Annotated in this window: 18 protein-coding genes and 1 tRNA gene; all 19 read left to right on the top strand. The window is 50.4% G+C overall.

All coding sequences use genetic code 11. The features are described 5' to 3' along the window. Positions 1–4: 4 nt before the first annotated feature. Positions 5–352, top strand: coding sequence for a hypothetical protein (locus tag ACFPMF_RS14860; RefSeq protein WP_379846364.1), 348 nt, complete (start codon positions 5–7; stop codon positions 350–352). A gap of 90 nt (positions 353–442) precedes the next feature. Next, positions 443–1,039: an OmpH/Skp family outer membrane protein gene (locus ACFPMF_RS14855; protein ID WP_379846362.1), complete on the top strand. Its 597-nt coding sequence runs from the start codon at positions 443–445 to the stop codon at positions 1,037–1,039. Between the two features lie 498 nt (positions 1,040–1,537). Further along, a complete protein-coding gene (smpB, locus tag ACFPMF_RS14850; protein WP_379846359.1) occupies positions 1,538–1,999 on the top strand; it encodes an SsrA-binding protein SmpB in 462 nt (153 codons plus the stop codon). Between the two features lie 129 nt (positions 2,000–2,128). Further along, a complete protein-coding gene (locus ACFPMF_RS14845) occupies positions 2,129–2,644 on the top strand; it encodes an HNH endonuclease (protein ID WP_379846357.1) in 516 nt (171 codons plus the stop codon). 180 nt (positions 2,645–2,824) lie between these two features. Further along, the gene (gene rpsA / locus ACFPMF_RS14840; protein WP_379846355.1) at positions 2,825–4,609 is read left to right on the top strand and encodes a 30S ribosomal protein S1; all 1,785 of its coding nucleotides are present in this window, start codon (positions 2,825–2,827) and stop codon (positions 4,607–4,609) included. 155 nt (positions 4,610–4,764) lie between these two features. Next, positions 4,765–4,835 (top strand) — tRNA-Cys (locus ACFPMF_RS14835). Between the two features lie 363 nt (positions 4,836–5,198). Continuing rightward, entirely contained in the window at positions 5,199–6,362 is a 1,164-nt protein-coding gene (locus tag ACFPMF_RS14830; protein ID WP_379846353.1) for a cytochrome c3 family protein, read from the top strand. A 45-nt stretch (positions 6,363–6,407) separates the two neighbouring features. Next, on the top strand, positions 6,408–9,512 hold the full coding sequence (locus ACFPMF_RS14825) for a TAT-variant-translocated molybdopterin oxidoreductase (RefSeq protein ID WP_379846351.1): 3,105 nt from the start codon (positions 6,408–6,410) through the stop codon (positions 9,510–9,512). A 57-nt stretch (positions 9,513–9,569) separates the two neighbouring features. Further along, positions 9,570–10,997, top strand: a complete 1,428-nt coding sequence (gene nrfD / locus ACFPMF_RS14820; RefSeq protein WP_379846349.1) for an NrfD/PsrC family molybdoenzyme membrane anchor subunit — start codon at positions 9,570–9,572, stop codon at positions 10,995–10,997. A 55-nt stretch (positions 10,998–11,052) separates the two neighbouring features. Next, positions 11,053–11,586, top strand: a complete 534-nt coding sequence (locus ACFPMF_RS14815) for a DUF3341 domain-containing protein (protein WP_379846347.1) — start codon at positions 11,053–11,055, stop codon at positions 11,584–11,586. Positions 11,587–11,601: 15 nt separating this feature from the next. Then, positions 11,602–12,213 carry a c-type cytochrome gene (locus tag ACFPMF_RS14810; RefSeq protein WP_379846345.1) on the top strand — a complete coding sequence of 204 codons (612 nt, stop codon included), beginning with the start codon at positions 11,602–11,604 and terminating at the stop codon, positions 12,211–12,213. A gap of 43 nt (positions 12,214–12,256) precedes the next feature. Continuing rightward, complete coding sequence (locus ACFPMF_RS14805) at positions 12,257–13,585, top strand: quinol:cytochrome C oxidoreductase (RefSeq protein WP_379846343.1); 1,329 nt, start codon at positions 12,257–12,259, stop codon at positions 13,583–13,585. 39 nt (positions 13,586–13,624) lie between these two features. Then, entirely contained in the window at positions 13,625–14,752 is a 1,128-nt protein-coding gene (coxB, locus tag ACFPMF_RS14800) for a cytochrome c oxidase subunit II (RefSeq protein WP_379846341.1), read from the top strand. A gap of 41 nt (positions 14,753–14,793) precedes the next feature. Then, positions 14,794–16,644 carry a cytochrome c oxidase subunit I gene (locus ACFPMF_RS14795; protein ID WP_379846339.1) on the top strand — a complete coding sequence of 617 codons (1,851 nt, stop codon included), beginning with the start codon at positions 14,794–14,796 and terminating at the stop codon, positions 16,642–16,644. After that, entirely contained in the window at positions 16,619–17,641 is a 1,023-nt protein-coding gene (locus ACFPMF_RS14790) for a COX15/CtaA family protein (protein WP_379846337.1), read from the top strand. Before ACFPMF_RS14795 ends, ACFPMF_RS14790 begins: the two co-directional genes overlap by 26 nt. Before the next feature lies 1 nt (position 17,642). After that, a complete protein-coding gene (gene cyoE, locus ACFPMF_RS14785; RefSeq protein WP_379846335.1) occupies positions 17,643–18,530 on the top strand; it encodes a heme o synthase in 888 nt (295 codons plus the stop codon). A 6-nt stretch (positions 18,531–18,536) separates the two neighbouring features. Further along, positions 18,537–19,127 (top strand): cytochrome c oxidase subunit 3, encoded by a 591-nt coding sequence (locus ACFPMF_RS14780; protein ID WP_379846333.1) that lies wholly within the window; start codon positions 18,537–18,539, stop codon positions 19,125–19,127. Positions 19,128–19,144: 17 nt separating this feature from the next. After that, positions 19,145–19,921: a cytochrome c oxidase subunit 3 gene (locus ACFPMF_RS14775; protein WP_379846331.1), complete on the top strand. Its 777-nt coding sequence runs from the start codon at positions 19,145–19,147 to the stop codon at positions 19,919–19,921. 18 nt (positions 19,922–19,939) lie between these two features. Beyond that, positions 19,940–20,269 (top strand): cytochrome C oxidase subunit IV family protein, encoded by a 330-nt coding sequence (locus ACFPMF_RS14770; RefSeq protein ID WP_379846329.1) that lies wholly within the window; start codon positions 19,940–19,942, stop codon positions 20,267–20,269.

Genomic DNA, 20,269 nt, shown 5'->3' with positions numbered 1-20,269 from the left:
AATCATGTGGCCTCTCTTATTGATTGCTATTCTGAGTGCCCTGGTGCAGTTGTTTTTGCCGTGGTGGAGCATTGCTCTGGTGGCGTTTGGCGTTTGTTTCTGGCGGAGTCGTACGGGCTGGCAGGCGTTTGGAGCCGGTTTTGGCGGGATTGCCGTTGTCTGGTTTTTGTACGCGCTCTTCATTCACCTGCAAACGGACAATATTCTGACCGGGCGCATGGCCGATCTTTTTTTTAAAACCCAAGCTCCGGTTTTACTGCTGCTGATTACCCCCCTGATCGGCGGTTTAGTGGGCGGATTTGCCGCCCTGGCGGGGCGGCAGCTGAAAGACGCCGTTGCCGCAAAACCGTAAATCGTCGCGTTCGGTCGGCGGACCGGATTGTTAGGTAACTTGTAAATTGTACCTTTGTAAAATCATTAATCCATTAATTGACTGTTTCTTGTGAAAAACGCATCCCTTGTATTGAACGCCGTCCTGGCGGTTGCTGTCGCGGTTTTATACTACCTGCATTTCTCGGATAAAAAGACTCCCGACCCCATCTCTACCGATACTTCGAAACCGGCGGCCGTTCGCAAAACGGTTTACGTCAATGTCGATTCGTTGCTGACGAATTACGAATATTTTAAGGATACCCGGAAAGTACTGGAAAGCAAACGTTTTCAGCTGGATAACGAATTGAATAACAAGGGTCGCTCCCTGCAAAACGAGGTGGCATTTTTCCAGCAACGTGCCCAGACCATGACGATGGAACAGGGCCGGGCTACGGAAGCCGCTCTGCAAAAAAAACAGCAGGATTTGATGGCGTATCGCGACCGCGTGGTTCAGCAACTGGCAGAGGAAGAACAGAAGAAGAATGAAGAACTTTACAACCAGATTCACGATTATCTGCAAAAAGTTAACAAGCAGAATCAGTACGATTTTGTGATGGGCTACTCGAGAGGGGGCGGTATTCTGTTCGCCGATACCTCGCTGGATGCGACCAAAACCATCATTAACGGTTTGAACAAAGAGTATCAGCAGAAACAAACAAAAAAATAATAATCGGATAACCTTTTCAAAAAAGCTTCACTGTCAGCGCGATAGTGAAGCTTTTTTGTTGCGGAAATACCGTAGGCTAATCTGTACGGTATTTTTTAAAAATCTGGTTCCAATACGGCATAGTATTTGTAAAGATATGATTGTGTGTAAGAGCAATAAAAACGGTTCAGCACCCAGATTTGCCATAAAGACGGTTGGGCATATGAGGTGCAGATGACGATATCCTGGAGAATGCCGGTGTGTGCAGAAGGGTCTTGAGGCTGTGATTCGGCTGCGCGCCTTTGCTGTATGGTAAAGGAAAAGCACCGGCTTCACCAGGGATTTCCAGGTAATTATTCCGCTTATTTGACTACCCCGAAGCACGCTTCGGGGTATTTTTATTGACAAAAGGATAAATTTGAATTAAAAAATGGAAAGTACGTTAGATGGAAAGGTACTACCAGGTTTTAACGAAAACCGGTAGGGGCCTACCAATTCATCCGCACAATCGCATTGACTATGTCTGATAAAACACTGGCTAAACAGATCGAGATCCGCAACCGCCGGGCCTCGTTTGAATATTTTTTTCTGGAGACGTTCATTGCCGGAATTATGCTGACAGGGACGGAGATCAAGTCCGTACGGCAGGGGAAAGTGAATCTGGGCGACGCCTACTGCCTGTTTCTGAATGAAGAGTTATATGTCCGGCAAATGCATATTTCACAGTATACGGAGGGCACCTATAACAACCACGAGCCGCTTCGCGACCGGAAGCTGTTGTTGCAGAAACGCGAGCTAAAACGGCTGGTGAACAAGCTTACCGACCAGGGCCTGACGATTATTCCCACCCGGCTTTTTATCAATGACCGGGGATTCGCTAAAATCGAGATTGCCCTGGCGAAAGGCAAAAAGCTCTACGACAAACGCGACTCCATCAAAGAACGGGATGTGTCGCGGGAGATGAGTCGGGAGCGGTATTGAGCGGGGATGGAGGTAAAAAAGTGAGCCTCAGGCGGTTTAAAAAAATATCAATTATTCGTAGCAGCCGTATTTTTTATGCTGAAATATCATTAACTTGCTCGGGAAAGATAAGGAGTCTGATGCATTTTTATGGGTAGGAAAGTCCTGGTTCTGAATCAAGATTATAGTGCTCTGGGCATCTGTTCTGTACCAAAAGCGTTCTTGTTAGTCTACCTGAACAAAGCAGAACTGATTGCTAAATCTCAGGGTTTCGTTCTGCGCACTGTAGACGATGAATACCCGTCTCCTACCGTCATCCGCCTTCACCGGTACATCCACCTGCCCTACAAAGGGGTAATGCTCAATCGGCAAAATATCTTCAAGCGCGACGGAAACCGCTGCCAGTACTGCGGCAAACACGAAGACCTGACGCTCGACCATGTCATGCCCAAATCCCGGGGTGGCAAAACCAACTGGGATAACCTGATTACGGCCTGTAAACGCTGCAACTCGCAGAAAGGAGATCTGACGCCGGAAGAAGCCGGTATGAAGCCATTCCAGAAACCGTTCAAACCGTCCTTCCTGGTTTTCCTCCGCGACTTCTCCGGTTCCGTCGAGGAGACTTGGATGCCGTTTCTGGCCACCCGGCGCGAAAAGATGTACTGACCGCCCATCACTTCGGCGGGATGCTTGTGCAAAAATACTTTTTTGCATACCTGACTATTTTTCCCAAAAACTTTGCTATTTTTGCACCTCCTTTTTTGGGGCAGTGTCTCCAATTGTTAACTAAAAGTCAGCCAGGAAGGTCCGGGGGCTGATGTATAAATGGGCCACAACCAAACTTTTATGAGCAAAACGCAAACACTGCCGGATTTTGATTGGGATAAGGCAGACAACCGGGGTTTTGGCAGCGGCTACTCAGCGGAAGAACGCAACCGCCTGGCCGAGCTGTACGATAACACTCTGGCGCAAGTAAATGAGAAAGAAGTAGTGATCGGAACCGTTGTCGGTATTACCGACCGGGAAATTATTTTGAACATTGGTTTCAAATCGGATGGTCTGGTTCCCGCTTCGGAATTCCGTGATCTGCCCGATCTGAAAATTGGTGATGAAGTTGAGGTATACGTAGAAAATCAGGAAGACCCGAACGGTCAACTGGTGTTGTCGCGCAAGAAGGCCAAAGTCATTACGGCATGGCAGAAAATTCAGCGTGCCCTGGACGAAGATCTGGTGATCGAAGGCTTCGTGAAACGCCGGACCAAGGGTGGTCTGATTGTCGATATTTATAGCATTGAAGCGTTCTTGCCCGGTTCGCAGATCGACGTGAAGCCGATCCGTGACTTCGACGTATTTGTCGGCAAGAAAATGGAAGTGAAAGTGGTGAAAATCAACTACGCGAACGATAACGTAGTGGTTTCCCACAAAGTCCTGATCGAGAAAGATCTGGAAGCCCAACGTCAGCAAATCCTGAACAACCTGCAAAAAGGTCAGGTGCTGGAAGGGGTAATCAAGAATATGACCAACTTCGGGGTCTTCATCGACCTCGGGGGCGTCGATGGTCTGTTGCACATCACGGATATTTCCTGGGGTCGCATCAGCCACCCGTCCGAGCTGCTGCACCTCGACCAGAAAGTCAACGTGGTGGTACTGGACTTCGACGAAGACAAAAAACGGATTTCACTGGGTATGAAGCAGCTGCAGGCACACCCGTGGGATTCGCTGGAAGAAACGATTCAGGTTGGTTCGAAAGTAAAAGGCCGGATTGTAAATGTGGCTGATTACGGTGCCTTCCTCGAAATCATGCCGGGTGTGGAAGGCTTGATCCACGTATCTGAGATGTCGTGGTCGCAACACCTCCGCAATCCGCAGGACTTCCTGAAAGTGGGCGATGAAGTAGAAGCCGTAGTGCTGACGCTGGATCGCAACGACCGCAAGATGTCACTGGGTATCAAACAACTGACGGCGGATCCCTGGTCACGTACGGAACTGGTTGAGAAATACGCCGTAGGGACGAAACACAAAGGCGTGGTTCGGAACCTGACCAATTTCGGCCTGTTCCTCGAACTGGAAGAAGGCATCGACGGTCTGGTACACGTATCCGATCTGTCGTGGACGAAAAAAATCAAACATCCGTCCGACTTTATTAAAGTAGGCGAAGAACTGGAAGTAGTCGTTCTGGAACTGGATGTTGAAAACCGTCGTCTGGCATTGGGTCATAAACAACTGGAAGAGAATCCCTGGGATACGTTCGAAGACGTATTCGTGCCGGGCTCTGTTCACCGGTCAACGATCCTGTCGAAAAACGATAAACTGGCGACGCTCGAACTGCCTTACGGTATCGAAGGTTTTGCAGCCCTGAAGAGTCTGCAAAAAGAAGATGGTTCGTGGGCGGATGTCGGTGAAACGCTGGAGTTCAAAGTGCTGGAATTCTCGAAAGACGAAAAACGCATTATGTTGTCACACACCAAAACGTGGCAGGAGAAAGGCGAAGATCGGAAACCCGAGAAACGCCAGGCTGCGGCTAAAACGCCAACCGCCAGCAAAGAACCCGAGCGGGCTACGCTGGGTGACCTCGATGCACTGGCTGCCCTGAAAGAGCAGATGGAAGGCCGTTCGGCAAAAGGAGAATAAGTTTCTGAAATTTTTAACGTGCCCAACACGCTGGAATGAATTTTGTAGTAAGTTTGCGGCACGATAAAGCGCGGAGGAAATAAGGAATTGAAATAGGTGTAGCGGTTTTACGTAAAATTCCTCATCGTTTCCATTCCTTACTTCCGAAGCAAAAGGGTCCTGTGGCCGAGTGGCTAGGCAGAGGTCTGCAAAACCTTTTACAGCGGTTCGAACCCGCTCGGGACCTCTTCCTACGTATCTGATCAGATACAGTATATCCTATAGTATAATACCATCCGTAGCGCTGCAAAGCTGGACCGGATGGTATTTTTTTTAGATTAATTTTAGTCCTTAAAAGCCAGTTCGGGAGCAGAATTGTTCAGGAAAAAGGAGTTACTTAGACAAAGTATAAATAAAATTGCGGGGAGAAATATCAAACCGCAAGTGTTTGATTAAAACCGTTCCTGTACTACTTTTGTGCGTTAATGGAAAATAATTAGTAGGTATGCATACTGATTTTATCGGTTTATCAATGCTTAAAATGTGTTCTCGACGGGTAATAAGTACACTAACAATTGTACTGACATTACTGTTTGGGAGCTACCAGTCGATGGCCCAGGATGCCGCGGCTGCCGGTGGAGACGCGGCAAAAGGAAAAGAGTTATTCTCGACTTTGTGCCAGCAGTGTCACGCCGTAACGGACGAAAAAGTAATCGGTCCGGGTCTGAAAGGAATCAAAAGCCGGCGCGACGAAGCCTGGCTGATCAAGTGGATTAAAAATCCACAGGCCGTTATTTCCAGTGGGGATGCCTACGCAACCGCCCTGTACGCGAAATACCAGCCGCTGGTCATGCAGAGCTTCCCGGATTTGTCGGACGACGACATCAAGAACATCCTGGCGCACGTTGAAGCGGCTAATGCTGCCCCGGCACCAGATGCAGCGGCAGGTGCTGCTGCTGGTGCCGCGCCCGCTGCCGCGAGCAGTGACAGTCCGTCAGGTCTGTTTATTGTCGTCTTGGTGGCGTTGCTGGTGGTGATGGTTTTGGTGTTGGTGGTTCTGCTGGCTCTGGTAACTATTTTGTCGAAAGCCGTTGGACCGACGGGCGACGAGGCCGGTCAGACCAAATCATTCTCTGAACGGTTGAAAACCAGTCTTTCTGCGGTCGCCAGTAATAATATTCTGCGCTCCATAGTGCTGTGGCTGTTCGTGTTTGTCGTGCTTAAGCAGACATTCGACGGACTCTACGGTGTCGGTATTTCACAGGGTTACGCTCCGAAACAACCCATTGCTTTCTCGCACAAACTGCACGCCGGTCAATACCAGGTTAACTGTAACTATTGCCATACGAGCGTTTACAAAGGCAAGATTGCTACCATACCGTCGGCAAACATTTGTATGAACTGCCACGGTGAGATTAAACGGGAGTCTCCGGAAATCCAGAAGATCTATAAGGCGATTGAAACCGATACGCCCATCGAATGGGTACGGGTTCATAACCTGCCGGATCTGGCCTACTTCAATCACGCGCAACATACGAACGTAGGTCAGGTACAGTGCCAGACCTGCCATGGCGAGGTTGAAAAAATGGAAGTGATGGAGCAGCGCTCGTCCCTGACGATGGGTTGGTGTATTGACTGCCACCGGAAAACCGAAGTTGCTACGAAGGATAATGCCTACTACGATAAATTAGTAGCCCTCCATAAAAAGGGAAGCAAAGAACCGTTGCGTGTGGCTAATATTGGTGGCCTCGAGTGTTCAAAGTGCCATTATTAATCACATCGAATCCCACAAAACAGTTGAACGAATCATAAGGACTGTATGGAAAGTACAAATAAACGGTATTGGAGGGGCCTGGAAGAACTACGGAACGACGAATCATTTGTCAAAAATGCGTACAAAGAGTTCTCCGACACCGATATTAATAAATCGACCGAATCCGGTAGCATTGTCGACGGGATCGGCAGTGACCGCCGTGATTTCTTAAAAGTATTGGGTTTCGGGATGGCCGCCGTTACACTGGCTGCCTGCGAAACGCCGGTTCACAAGGCAATACCTTATATTAATAAACCGGAAAATACGTTTCCGGGGATTGCCGACTACTACGCATCGACCTACAGCGAAGGCGGGGATTATGTCCCGGTTTTGGTAAAAACCCGCGAAGGTCGGCCCATTAAAATTGAAGGAAATACCTCATCGAGCTTGACCAAGGGCGGTACATCAGCCCGGGTTCAGGCATCGGTTTTGTCGTTGTATGACAACGATAAACTAAAAGGCCCGAAAAAAGGCGAAGCCGATAGCGAGTGGGGCACGATTGATCAGGAAATTCAGGCGCAGTTGCAACGTGGTGGTGCAATTCGCATCGTTTCATCTACGCTGCTGAGTCCCTCGACCAAATCCGTCATTGCCGCTTTTATTGCCAAATACCCGACCGCAACGCATATTCAGTACGATGCCCATTCGGTATCCGGGTTGGTTCAGGCCAATCAGGCATCGTTCGGTCAGGCGGTTGTTCCTTCGTACGACTTCAGCAAAGCCAAAACGATCGTTAGTATTGGTGCCGATTTCCTGGGGAGCTGGATTGCACCACTGGAATATACGGATCAATACATTTCAACCCGGAAAGTGGGTGCCAACGCCGGGAACAAGAAAGAAATGTCGCGGCATTACCAGTTTGAGACTGGCTTGTCGATGACGGGTTCCAACGCCGACTACCGGACGCCGATCAAACCGTCGCAGGAAGGACTGGTGGTGGCCGCTCTCTATAATAAGGTGGCAGCTAAATTGGGGGGAACACCCGTTAGCACCGCTTCCATCGACGTTCCGTATCTGGACAAAGCTGCCAACGAACTGGCTGCTTCACGGGGGGCTGCCCTGGTTGTTTCGGGTTCGAATGATCCGAACGTTCAGGTAATCGTCAACGCCTTGAATAACCTGCTGGGGAGCTACGGCGTAACCATCGACCTGGCGCGTCCGGTTAATTACCGGCAGGGGAACGATGTCGCCATGAATGCCTTCATCAATGATGCGAAGGCGGGTCGCGTACAGGGCGTTATTTTCTACGCAGCCAACCCGGTTTATGATCACCCGCGCGGTGCCGAACTGAAAGAAGCGTTGCCCAAAATCGGCTTGTCGGTTTCGTTTGCGGATCGGTCCGACGAAACGGCTTCCCTCTGTAAATACATTTGCCCGGCTTCTCATTACCTCGAATCCTGGGATGATGCGTCGCCAAAACCGGGTTATTACAGCCTGACGCAGCCGACGATCAATACCATTTTCAAAACTCGTCAGCCCCAATCTTCCCTGTTGAAGTGGGCCGGTCTGAATCCGAATTACGACGCGTTTATCAAAAGCTACTGGCGGTCGACGGTTTATCCGCAGGCTGGAAGTGGCTTGTCGTTCGACCAATTCTGGATTCAATCCCTGCACGACGGCGTTATTGAAGTCAAAAATACGACGGCCGGTTCGGCCGGAACCTTCAATGCCGGAGCCGTTGCAACAGCTGCCGCAGGAATTGCTCAACGCTACAAACCCGGCACCGGCGGTTTTGAATTAGCCCTTTACGAAAAAATTGGCGTTGGAACGGGCGCTTTGGCGAACAACCCCTGGTTACAGGAGTTGCCCGATCCGGTTTCCAAAGCTTGCTGGGACAATTACGCCTGTCTGTCGCAGAAAACCGCCAGTGAACTGGGCGTTCAGCAGCACGATCTGGTAACGGTTGAAGTAGCGGGCAAGCCCGCCGTTGAATTGCCGGTCCTGATTCAGCCCGGACAGGCCGATGGAACGGTTTCGATCGCCATTGGTTACGGTCGTGAAAAGGCTGGTAAATCTGCCGATGGGGTTGGTAAAAACGTTTACCCGCTGGCTACTGTTTCCGGTGACACCCTGTTGTTCAGTGCTTTGGATGTAAAAATCGCCAAGGCCGGTGGTTCGCGGACCATTGCGCAGACCCAGACGCACGACACCGTGATGGGCCGTCGGGCGGTTATTCAGGAAACGGTTTTAGCTGCGTATAAAAAAGACTCCAAAGCGGGTCGGTTCATGCCCAAAGTCATTACGGCTGAGGGGCCGGTTGCTCCGAACGATATTACGCTCTGGCAAGGATACGAAAAGCCCAACCACTCGTGGGGCATGGTGATCGACCTGAATTCCTGTACGGGTTGCGGGGCTTGCGTCATCGGTTGCCAGGCTGAAAATAATATCCCGGTCGTAGGCCGTCAGGAAGTGATCAACCGGCGCGAGATGCACTGGATTCGGATCGACCGCTACTACAGCAGCGATGCCGAGCCGGAAGATCGCAAAGGCCTTGAAATTGCTTCGGCCAATCCGGAAGTGGTATTCCAGCCGATGCTGTGCCAGCACTGCTCGAATGCGCCCTGTGAAACGGTATGTCCGGTTTTGGCCACGACCCACAGCACGGAAGGACTCAACCAGATGGCGTACAACCGTTGTGTCGGAACGCGTTACTGCGCCAACAACTGTCCGTATAAAGTCCGCCGGTTCAACTGGTTCAAGTATTTCGATAACGATAACTTCGATTATCACTACAACAACGACCTCGGGAAGATGGTCATCAACCCGGATGTAACGGTTCGTTCACGCGGGGTAATCGAGAAATGCTCATTCTGCGTCCAGCGGATTCAGGAAGGTAAACTGACTGCCAAAAAAGAACGCAGAAGACCAAAACCGGATGAGATTCAGGTTGCCTGTGCGCAGGCCTGCCCCACCGGTGGTATCGTCTTTGGTGATATGAACGATCCGGAAAGCACGATTTCCAAACTGTTGAAAGAAGAACACGATGGCCGGGCCTTCCAGGTGCTGGAAGAAATCAACGTTAGACCGCAGATTTCGTACCTCACCAAAATCCGGAATAAAGATGAAGAAGCGAAACCCGTGGCAGCCACTGCTGAACACCAGGCCGAGTAATTCATCTCTGATTGTGTATTTCTAGTTCGTTAACAATTAGCATTAAAAAAAATAACCATGCACGTTACATCACCCGTAAGAAACCCACTGGTAACCGGGGGTAAGACATATGCCGACGTGACGGAAGACATCTGCAAGCAGGTGGAAGGGAAACCGACCCGCGCGTGGACCATCGCTTTTATCATTTCTTTCGTCGTCTTGATTTACGGTACCTGCTGTGTCTTCTGGACCTGGTGGGAAGGCTTGGGTGTCTGGGGGTTGAATAAAACCGTCGGCTGGGCCTGGGACATTACCAACTTCGTATGGTGGGTCGGTATCGGTCACGCCGGTACGCTGATCTCGGCCATTCTGTTGTTGTTCCGGATGAAATACCGGACGTCGATCAACCGGGCGGCTGAAGCCATGACGATCTTCGCCGTTATCTGCGCGGCCAGCTTTATTCTGATGCACATGGGTCGCCCCTGGCTGGCCTACTGGGCGCTGCCGCTGCCGAACGCCTTCGGTTCGTTGTGGGTAAACTTCAACTCTCCGCTGGTTTGGGACGTATTCGCCATCAGTACGTACTTTACCGTATCCCTGGTTTTCTGGTACATGGGTCTGGTGCCTGATCTGGCCACGATCCGCGACCGCGCTACGAGCAAAGTATCACGCTATATTTACGGAGCCTTCTCCCTGGGCTGGAACGGTGGTGCCAAAACCTGGGCCCGCTACGAATACATCAGCTTGATTCTGGCCGGTATTTCGACTCCGCTGGTACTCTCGGTTCACACGATTGTATCCTTTGACTTTGCTACCTCGGTGATTCCGGGCTGGCACACGACCATCTTCCCGCCTTACTTCGTAGCCGGTGCGATCTTCTCTGGTTTTGCCATGGTGCAGAACCTGATGCTGATCACGCGGGTAGTTTTTAAACTGGAAGACTACATTACGTTTGAGCACATCGAGTCGATGAACAAAATCATCACCCTGACCGGTTCGATTGTGGGTGTGGCCTATATCACGGAATTCTTTATTGCCTGGTATTCGGGGGTCGAATACGAACGGTATGCGTTCCTGAACCGGATGTTGGGTCCGTACTGGTGGGCCTACTGGGCGATGATGACCTGTAACGTAATCTCTCCGCAGCTGTTCTGGTCTCGCCGGATCCGCCGGAGCATTACCTGGACGTTCGTGCTGTCGGTCATTGTAAACATTGGAATGTGGTTCGAGCGGTTTGTGATTATCGTTACCTCGCTGCACCGCGATTACCTGCCGTCGAGCTGGGCGATGTTTTCCCCGACGATGTTCGATATCGGTGACTATATTTTCTCCTTCGGTCTGTTCTTTACGCTGTTCCTGTTGTTTGCCAAATTCCTGCCGGTGATCAACATGTTCGAGGTAAAAGCCATCATCCGGTCGGCCTCCGAAAAATTACCGGCTTCGGTATCGGGGGTTGCCAAAGGAGAGCGTGTTACCAGTCCGTCATTCAATAAAAACGCCGAGTAAGCGAATCTTTCGAAGGTAATTACTCAAAGTAACCGGTTCAAAATTTCATTATAGCATGTCTCATCATAACGATAGCGCAAAATTTCTGGTAGGCGTTTACGACGACGATGAAGTCGTTCTGAAAGCCGTTACCGAAGTTAAAAGCGCGGGTGTGCGGATTCACGAAGTATACACCCCATTTCCAATTCACGGGCTGGATGTAGCCCTGGGTCATCCGCGTACCCGCATCGGTATTGCTGCCTTCCTGTTTGGTTTGACCGGTTTCCTTTGCATGGTCGCCCTGACGTATTACACCATGGGCCACGATTGGCCGATGATTATTGGTGGCAAAGACCATTACGCCTATCCCGCTTACATCCCGGTCATGTTTGAGTTTACCGTACTCTTTACGGCCCTTGGGATGGTGGGTACGTTTCTGGTATCCAATGGCTTAGGCCCCACGACAAAACCGCTAATGTTCGATCTTCGCAGCACGGATAATAAGTTTGTGATGGCCATCGACCTGGGTAAGAACAACAAATCGGAAGCAGAAATTGCGACGGTTTTGCGGGCTTCCGGGGCGGCAGAAGTAAATGTAAAACAATTTTAATCCGACTGACGACACATGAAGTTTACGCGACTGAACCGCTCTCTTCTGGTGATGGCAGCCGCCATGCTAACGATAACCGCCTGCAAGCGGGGTCACGACAATCCGGGTACGACATTTGCCCCGAATATGTACGAACCCGTTGGTTATGAGCCATACAAACAGGAAGAAGGGTTCAAAACTCCCTATACAGAAAAAGGTACCAAGGGTACGGCTTTGTGGCTGCCCGTCAAAGGGACGGTATCCCGTCGGAATTACAATACGAAGTTTGGTGATAGCACTGCCCGTGATCTGATGATTTACAACATCCCGGCAGACAGCATTGAAATTGCGGATCGAGTTCTGGTAAATCCGATTCCTTTAACCGAAAAAACACTGGCCGAAGGGAAAGAGTATTACACCCGTTTCTGTCAGCATTGCCACGGTGAAACCGGTAAAGGCGATGGATTGGTTGCGGCCCAGTACAAAGGGGTGCCCAATTATTCCTCGATGTCCGGCATGAAGGAAGGGCATATTTTCCACGTGATCACGTACGGAAGAAACCGGATGTGGCCGCACGGTTCGCAGATTACCCCCGAAGACCGGTGGAAGATTGTGCATTACGTTCGGAAACTGCAAACAGGCGGTTAGTTCCAGGCAAGTCAATTGAAGAATCATTATAGTTCAAAAAAGAATGGCTCATACACATTCAATCCCGTCGCTTGACGAACAATTTGAATTTACAGCCGAAAGCAAACGGAACCTGACGATCGGGATCGTTGCCGGGGTGGTACTGGTTGGGATCGGTGCTTTTCTGGCTGCCAAAGGTATTGGCGGACACGAACACGCTGATGCCGCTCATGGGGCTGCTGCTCACGGGCATGAAGCGGCTCATGGCGCTGCTGCGGCCGGCGAACACCATTATAAATGGACAACCCGTCTGTGGGCGAATGTCTGGTTGAACAGCATTTACTTCACGGGTGTAGCCGTTATCGGTATGTTCTTTATTGCCTACAACTACCTGGCGCAGGCTGGTTGGTCGGCGGTGTTCAAACGCATTCCGGAAGCCTTACCGGCCTTTTTACCGGTAACGGGTGTTATTATGCTGATTACGTTCTTCGTTGCCGGCCATGATCTCTTCCACTGGACGCACGAAGGCTTGTATGAAGTAGGAGGACCGGAATACGACCCGATCATTGCCGGTAAGAAAGGCTTCCTGAACACACCGTTCTTCCTGATTCGGATGGTGCTTTATTTTGCGGCCTGGTACGGTTTATGGCGAGTTGTTCGGAAATTTTCGCTCCAGGAAGACCTGGAAGGCGGAACCGAATACTACGAAAAGAGCATCAAGTACGGGACGGCTTTTCTCGTGATTTTTGCGGTAACGTCTTCAACCTCCGCCTGGGATTTTGTGATGTCCATCGATACCCACTGGTTCAGTACCATGTTTGGCTGGTATACGCTGGCCAGCTGGCACGTAACGGGTCTGGCCGTCATTACCCTGATCGTTGTCAGTCTGAAAGAAAAAGGGCTGCTGAAAGCGGTTAACGCGAGCCACCTGCACGACTTGGGTAAATTCATGTTTGCGTTCAGCATCTTTTGGGCCTACGTGTGGTTTGCACAATTCATGCTGATCTACTACGCCAACTTACCGGAAGAAACCATCTATTACCGGGAGCGTTTCAGCGGCCACGGCGGTATTTATCAGGCGCCATTCTTTGTGAACCTGTTCCTGTGCTTTGTCTTTCCTTTCCTGGTGCTGATGACGCGGGATGCGAAGCGGACGCCGATTATTCTGAAAATCGCTTGCTGGGGCATTATTGTTGGTCACTATTTCGACTTCTATAACAACATCATGCCGGGGGCAGTCGGCGAACACGGTGGATGGGGACCGATTGAATTCGGAATGATCCTGATCTTTGCCTGCGCGTTCATCTGGTCGGTATCGACGCAATTGACGAAAGCAAACCTGATTCCGAAAAATCACCCGATGTTGGAAGAATCGTTGCATCACGATATTTAAGAACCAGTACTTTTATATTCATATTATTCTCAGCTTGTTATGGTTTACGTTGTAGGACTTTTGTCGTTGGTATTTCTGGTACTGGCTATTCTGGTACTGACGCGATTGACCTCTGTCTTAAAAGGTGTCAATGGTGGTGATACGACCGAGGAAATTGAACGCATTGGAACCGGTAATCGTGTGAATGCGGTTTTATTTCCAATCTTTTTTGTGGTAGGTGCTATTGCCGTAGCCTGGTCCTTTATCCATGCTTCGAACTACTTCCTGCCCGAAGCTTCTTCTCCACACGGACGGCATACAGACGGTCTTTTCTGGCTGGTTATGGCGATTATCACGGTGGCTTTTGTCGTGACAAATGCGCTGCTGTTTTTCTTTGCGTATAAGTACCAGTACCGTAAAAACCATAAGGCAACCTACTATCCGGAAAACCACAAACTGGAGCTGATCTGGACGGTTATTCCGGCGGTGGTGATGGCCGTGCTGGTTTTCACGGGTTGGAGAGCCTGGCGGGACATTACCAAAGATGCGCCCGAAGATGCCCTGGCTATCGAGATCGTTGGGAAGCAATTCAACTGGGAAATGCGGTATCCGGGCGTTGATAACAACAAACTGGGTAACTACAACTATAAACTGATCGACGCCAATAATAGCCTGGGAATCGATCTGGAGGATGAAGCGTCCTTTGATGATTTTACGGTTTCGTCGGAGATGCACATCCCGGTTAACCGGCCGGTCCTGTTGAAAATCCGGGCGAAAGACGTGCTACACAGCGTTTTCATTCCGCACATGCGGGTGAAAATGGACGCTGTACCGGGCATGCCGACCCGCTTCTGGTTCATTGCCGACAAGACAACGGCTGAAATGCGGAACGAAACGGGTAATCAGAACTTCAAATACGAAATCGCCTGTGCAGAAGTTTGTGGAAAAGGTCACTTTTCGATGCGGACTACGCTGGTTGTCGATGATGAAGATTCGTACAAGGAGTGGGTCGCCAAACAAAAACCGTGGTTGACCAATAACCCGGATTACCTGGCTCGCGTACCGGAAAAGCTGAAAGCTAAAGCCGCCAAATACGTACCGACAGATTCGGCTGAAACCCCGGCCGACAGCACGGCTGCCCCGGCTGCAGAAGGAGCTGGAGGGGCCCCGAGTGCCTCATTGCGATAACCAATTAACTCAAGTTAAGAGACCTTAATACCTATTTAGATATGGCACATGTTGAAGAACATGATCACCACGAAGAACTCCCTTTCTGGCGGAAGTATATCTTCTCCGAAGACCACAAGGTAATCGCAAAACAGTACATGTTTTCCGGTATCTTCTGGGCGGTTATTGGTGCATCATTGTCTATTATCTTCCGGTTGCAACTGGGTTTCCCAGACATGAAGCTGGAATGGTTGCGTCCGATTTTGGGCGGCTGGATCGATGAATCGGGTAAACTTGACCCTGAATTCTACCTGGCGCTGGTGACCATGCACGGGACTATCATGGTGTTCTTCGTGTTGACGGCTGGTTTGAGTGGTACGTTTAGTAACTTCCTGATTCCCCTGCAGGTAGGTGCCCGCGATATGGCGTCCGGTTTTCTAAACATGCTTTCCTACTGGTTCTTCTTCCTGTCGAGCTTACTGATGTTTATTTCCCTATTCATCGAAACAGGACCGGCATCGGGTGGTTGGGTGATTTATCCGCCGTTGAGCGCGCTGCCGCAAGCCATGTCGGGTTCAGGCCTGGGGATGACGCTCTGGTTGATGAGTATGGCCATTTTCATTGTTTCGCAGTTACTCGGTGGCATTAACTACATTACGACGGTCATTAACCTGCGGACGCGCGGGATGTCCTTCAGCAAAATGCCGCTGACGATCTGGGCGTTCCTGCTGACGGCTATCCTGGGGCTGATTTCCTTCCCGGTTTTATTGTCGGCGGCTCTGCTGCTGATTTTCGACCGGAGCATGGGAACCAGTTTCTACCTCTCAGAAATTTACATTGGTGGTGAAGCGCTGCCGAACATTGGTGGTAGCCCGATTCTGTTCCAGCACCTGTTCTGGTTCCTGGGTCACCCGGAAGTGTATATCGTACTTCTCCCGGCGTTGGGGATTACGTCTGAAATCATTGCGACGAACTCCCGCAAACCGATCTTTGGTTACCGGGCCATGATTGCTTCCATGATCGGTATTGCCTTCCTGGCCTTTATCGTATGGGCACACCACATGTTCGTAACGGGTATGAATCCGTTCCTGGGCTCGATCTTTATGTTCCTGACGCTGATTATTGCGGTTCCATCCGCGGTGAAAGCCTTCAACTACATCACCACCCTGTGGCGCGGAAACATCGTGTTTACACCGGCCATGTTGTTCTCGATTGGACTGGTATCGTTCTTTATCTCCGGTGGTTTGACGGGGATTATTCTCGGAAACAGTGCCCTGGATATTCAGCTGCATGATACCTATTTCGTAGTTGCTCACTTCCACCTGGTAATGGGAGCGGCTTCGGCCTTCGGCTTCCTGGCGGGGGTGTATCACTGGTTCCCGAAATTCTTCGGCCGGATGATGAACAAGACGCTGGGGTATATTCACTTCTGGTTTACGTTCGCCGGAATTTATCTGGTATTTTTCCCGATGCACTACATTGGTATCGCCGGTTTTCCGCGTCGGTACTACTCTTTCACGACATACGAAGCTTTCCGCACGTTTGGTGACCTGAACATGCTCGTGAGTATTGCTGCGATTCTGACGTTCAGCGCACAGTTCATCTTTATCTGGAACTTCTTCTATAGCATTTTCAAAGGGAAGATCGCACCGCTGAACCCGTGGAAATCCAACACGCTCGAGTGGACGACTCCGCTGCATCCGGGCCACGGCAACTGGCCGGGTGAAATTCCGGCGGTGTATCGTTGGGCGTATGACTACAGCAAACCGGGTGCGAACGACGACTTCATCCCGCAGAATGTTCCTTATTCTCAAACGCCGGAATCGAATCTGCCGCACGAAAATGCCATGATTGCCCTGGAGAAAGAGATTGAGGCACAGAATTATAATGACCAGTTCAAGCAGCCACATTAATAAACGAGAATACCTGTTCCGGCGCCTGGCGCTCCTGACCGTCATCACCATTTACCTGGTGATCCTGGCGGGTGGAATTGTCAGAAGCACGGGTTCCGGAATGGGTTGTCCCGATTGGCCGAAGTGTTTTGGAAGCTGGGTTCCGCCGACGGATGTGTCGCAACTTCCGCCCAATTATCAGGAAGTATACGGAGCCAAGCTAAAAGGGGAGATTGAGTTCAACGCGGTCAAAACCTGGATTGAGTACGTTAATCGCTTACTGGGTGCGTTTTCGGGTCTGCTGGTCTTTTCTTTACTGGTCGTTTCCATTCCTTACCTTCGGAAGGATAAACGCGTTTTTTACGGTAGTCTGCTGTCTTTCATTCTAATTGGCCTGAACGGTTGGCTGGGGTCCCGCGTCGTGGCGACGGAGTTAGCACCCTATCTGGTAACGCTTCACATGCTGCTGGCCATTCTGGTAGTTTTCGCCCTGCTCTACGTCATGGCGGTTTCCTATACCGGCCATCTAGCGATTGAAACGGGCCGGAGAAAGAAAACGGTGGTAAACCGGGTGTTGATTTGGGCCCTGGTTCTGTCGCTGCTACAGGTGCTGATCGGAACGCAGGTGCGCGAAGCCATCGATGAAGTTGTCCAGCGGATTGGGTATAGTGAGCGGGAGCGGTGGATTGACAGTCTGGATTACACCTTTTATGTTCACCGATCGTTTTCGCTGATCATTTTTGCGTTTCAACTGGCCGTCCTTTACCAGTTACGAAACTATTCAACGGGAAAGGGTATCCTTTTCCGGCTGACCAATGCCCTGGTTGCCCTGGTGGTGATCGAAATCCTGACGGGGCTCCTGCTGGCGTATTTTGCGGTTCCGGCGGCTGCCCAGCCAGTTCACTTAACACTGGCGATCATCATTCTGGGTTTGCAGTTCACGGCCTTGCTGCTGTTGAATGCCGACCAGTTGTTAAAGAATCAGGCGGTTTCGCTGCCGAATTATTCAAAAGTGTAGAATGCAACAAACAAAAACCATAAGTGCTGGTACGTTCGCTCTCAAAAGCAAAGCGTACTTTGATTTGCTGAAATTTCGTTTGTCAGCATTTGTTGCCCTGTCCGGCATGTTTGGGTACAGTCTGGCCGTACACGGGATCGATTGGGCGAAGCTGGGCCTGTTGTTCATTGCTTCACTGGCGATGACGGGTTCGGCGAACACGATCAATCAGATTTTCGAGAAAGATTACGACAAGCTGATGAAACGCACGGCGGGGCGGCCTCTGCCAACAGGCCGGCTGAATGTGCAGGAAGCGGCCGTTTTTGCCTTTATCCTGTTTGTCGTTGCCTGTTATTTGTTCATTGTTTTCTTTAACCTGCGGGCCTGCGCCATTGCGGTTCTTTCGCTGTTGTTGTACGGCTTTGTGTATACCCCCCTAAAACGAGTAGGGCCGATTGCGGTGTTCGTGGGGGCGTTTCCGGGGGCGTTCCCGCCAATGATTGGCTGGGTGGCGGCTACCAACCATTACGGTCTGGAGCCGGGTATTCTGTTTGCGATTCAATTTTTCTGGCAATTCCCGCACTTCTGGGCCATTGCGTGGGTAGCCGATAAAGATTATAGCAAAGCCGGTTTTAAATTGCTGCCTTCAACGGGTGGTAAGGACGAGCGGACAACCTGGCAGATTATGATGTATACCCTGTGTTTGCTGCCGGTCGGCTGGTTGCCGTACCAACTAGGCATGACAGGAATCAATTCGGCGCTCGTTGCCACGGTTTGTGGAATTCTATTTTTGGCTCAGACGTTCTTCCTGATGAGAAAGCAGACGGATAAGGCTGCGTTACAGATTATGTTCGGATCATTTCTGTACCTGCCTATCGTTCAGATTGCTTTCTTACTGGACAAATTATAACAAACTATGAGCGAAACGGTTAAAATTCTGCCAATGGCGGAGGAACCCGAAGAGACTTTATCGATGAACCCCAAAAAGTTCATCCTGTGGCTTTTCGTGGTGAGTATTGTGATGTTGTTTGCCGCTATGACGAGTGCTTACCTCGTCCGGCGGGCCGAAGGGAACTGGCTGGAGTTTGAAATGCCGTCGATTTTCTGGTATAGTACGGTTGTTTTACTCATCAGCAGTGTCTCGATGTACTGGGCCCACAGAGCGGCAAAAAAAGATGATTTCGGGGTATTGAGAACAGCAATTTCTATTACTTTTGCGTTTGGGTTGGCCTTTTTGGTCATGCAATTTATAGGTTGGAGAAACTTGGTTGCTCAAAACGTATACTTCGTCGGGAACCCGTCCGGATCGTTTATGTACGTTTTTACCGGCCTGCATGCATTTCACCTGATCAGTGGTCTTTTTGTTCTTTTATTCGCTTTGCGAGCCGCTTTTCGAATGAAAATTCATGCCAAAAACCTGACTCAGATTGAAATTTGTTCGACTTACTGGCATTTCCTGGATATCCTGTGGGTCTATTTATTCGGTTTTTTACTGTATTTTAATTGATTCAATTTTCGTAAAGCATGGCTGCTACTGCAACAACCGACGCGCCAGTATTTGACAAGAAAACCTGGATGGGCGGGGTAGAACCGATGAAAGCAAGCTACGGCAAGCTGATGATGTGGTTCTTCCTCATTTCGGACACCTTCACTTTTTCGGCCTTACTGGTGACCTACGGGCTCATCCGTTTCAGTTACCAGGCCTATGATCCGGCCATCCACGGCGAGTTCCATTTCTCGAATCTGTACTGGCCGATTCCCGAACGCGTTTATGAAGCCGTTCCGTTTCTCCACGGTGTTGAGTTGCCGCTGGTGTTCGTCGGGATCATGACGTTCATCCTGATCTTCTCCTCGGTAACGATGGTGTTGGCCGTAGAAGCCGGTCACCGGATGGATCGGGCGGCTGTTGAAAAGTACATGCTTTGGACCATTCTGGGCGGTCTGACCTTTTTGGGCAGCCAGGCCTGGGAGTGGGCGCACTTTATCCACGGTACGGACCAGGGCACCGTTATTAAAGAGCTGGTCGATGGAAAATGGGTAGAACGAACCATCTTTGGTGCTAACCTGGTCGAGAACCAGTACGGGCCTCCGGCGTTTGCGGACCTGTTCTTCTTCATCACCGGTTTCCACGGTACGCACGTACTCAGTGGAGTTGTGCTGAACATCCTGATTTTCTACCGGACGGCTTTCGGTTTATACGATCGGCGCGGTCACTACGAAATGGTAGAGAAAGTGGGTCTGTACTGGCACTTTGTCGACTTGGTCTGGGTATTCGTCTTTACGTTCTTCTATCTGGTATAACCTTTTTAAGATACAATTATGGCCAATCATCACGCCCATAACCACGATTCGGAACACCGCGTCATTGCTGAGCCGCAAACCAAAGCCATCTGGAGAACGTTCATCATTCTCTCCGCTCTGACCGCCCTCGAGTTCCTGATCGCGTTCACGCTGCATCACGGTTTTCTGAAAACGTCAATTTTCGTTCTGATGACCATCGTGAAGGCCTTCTATATCGTGGGCGAATTCATGCACTTGAAACACGAAGTAAAATCGCTGATCTGGGCGATTATTCTTCCCTGTATATTCGTAGTCTGGTTGTTGCTGGCCCTGCTGATGGAGGGCGGCTTCATCTTCATCGCGAGATAA

The organism is Larkinella bovis, from assembly GCF_042655385.1.
Taxonomy (GTDB): Bacteria; Bacteroidota; Bacteroidia; order Cytophagales; family Spirosomataceae; genus Larkinella; species Larkinella bovis.
The sequence above is the reverse complement of the archived record's forward strand: the minus strand, read 5'-3'. Positions and strand labels throughout refer to the sequence as shown.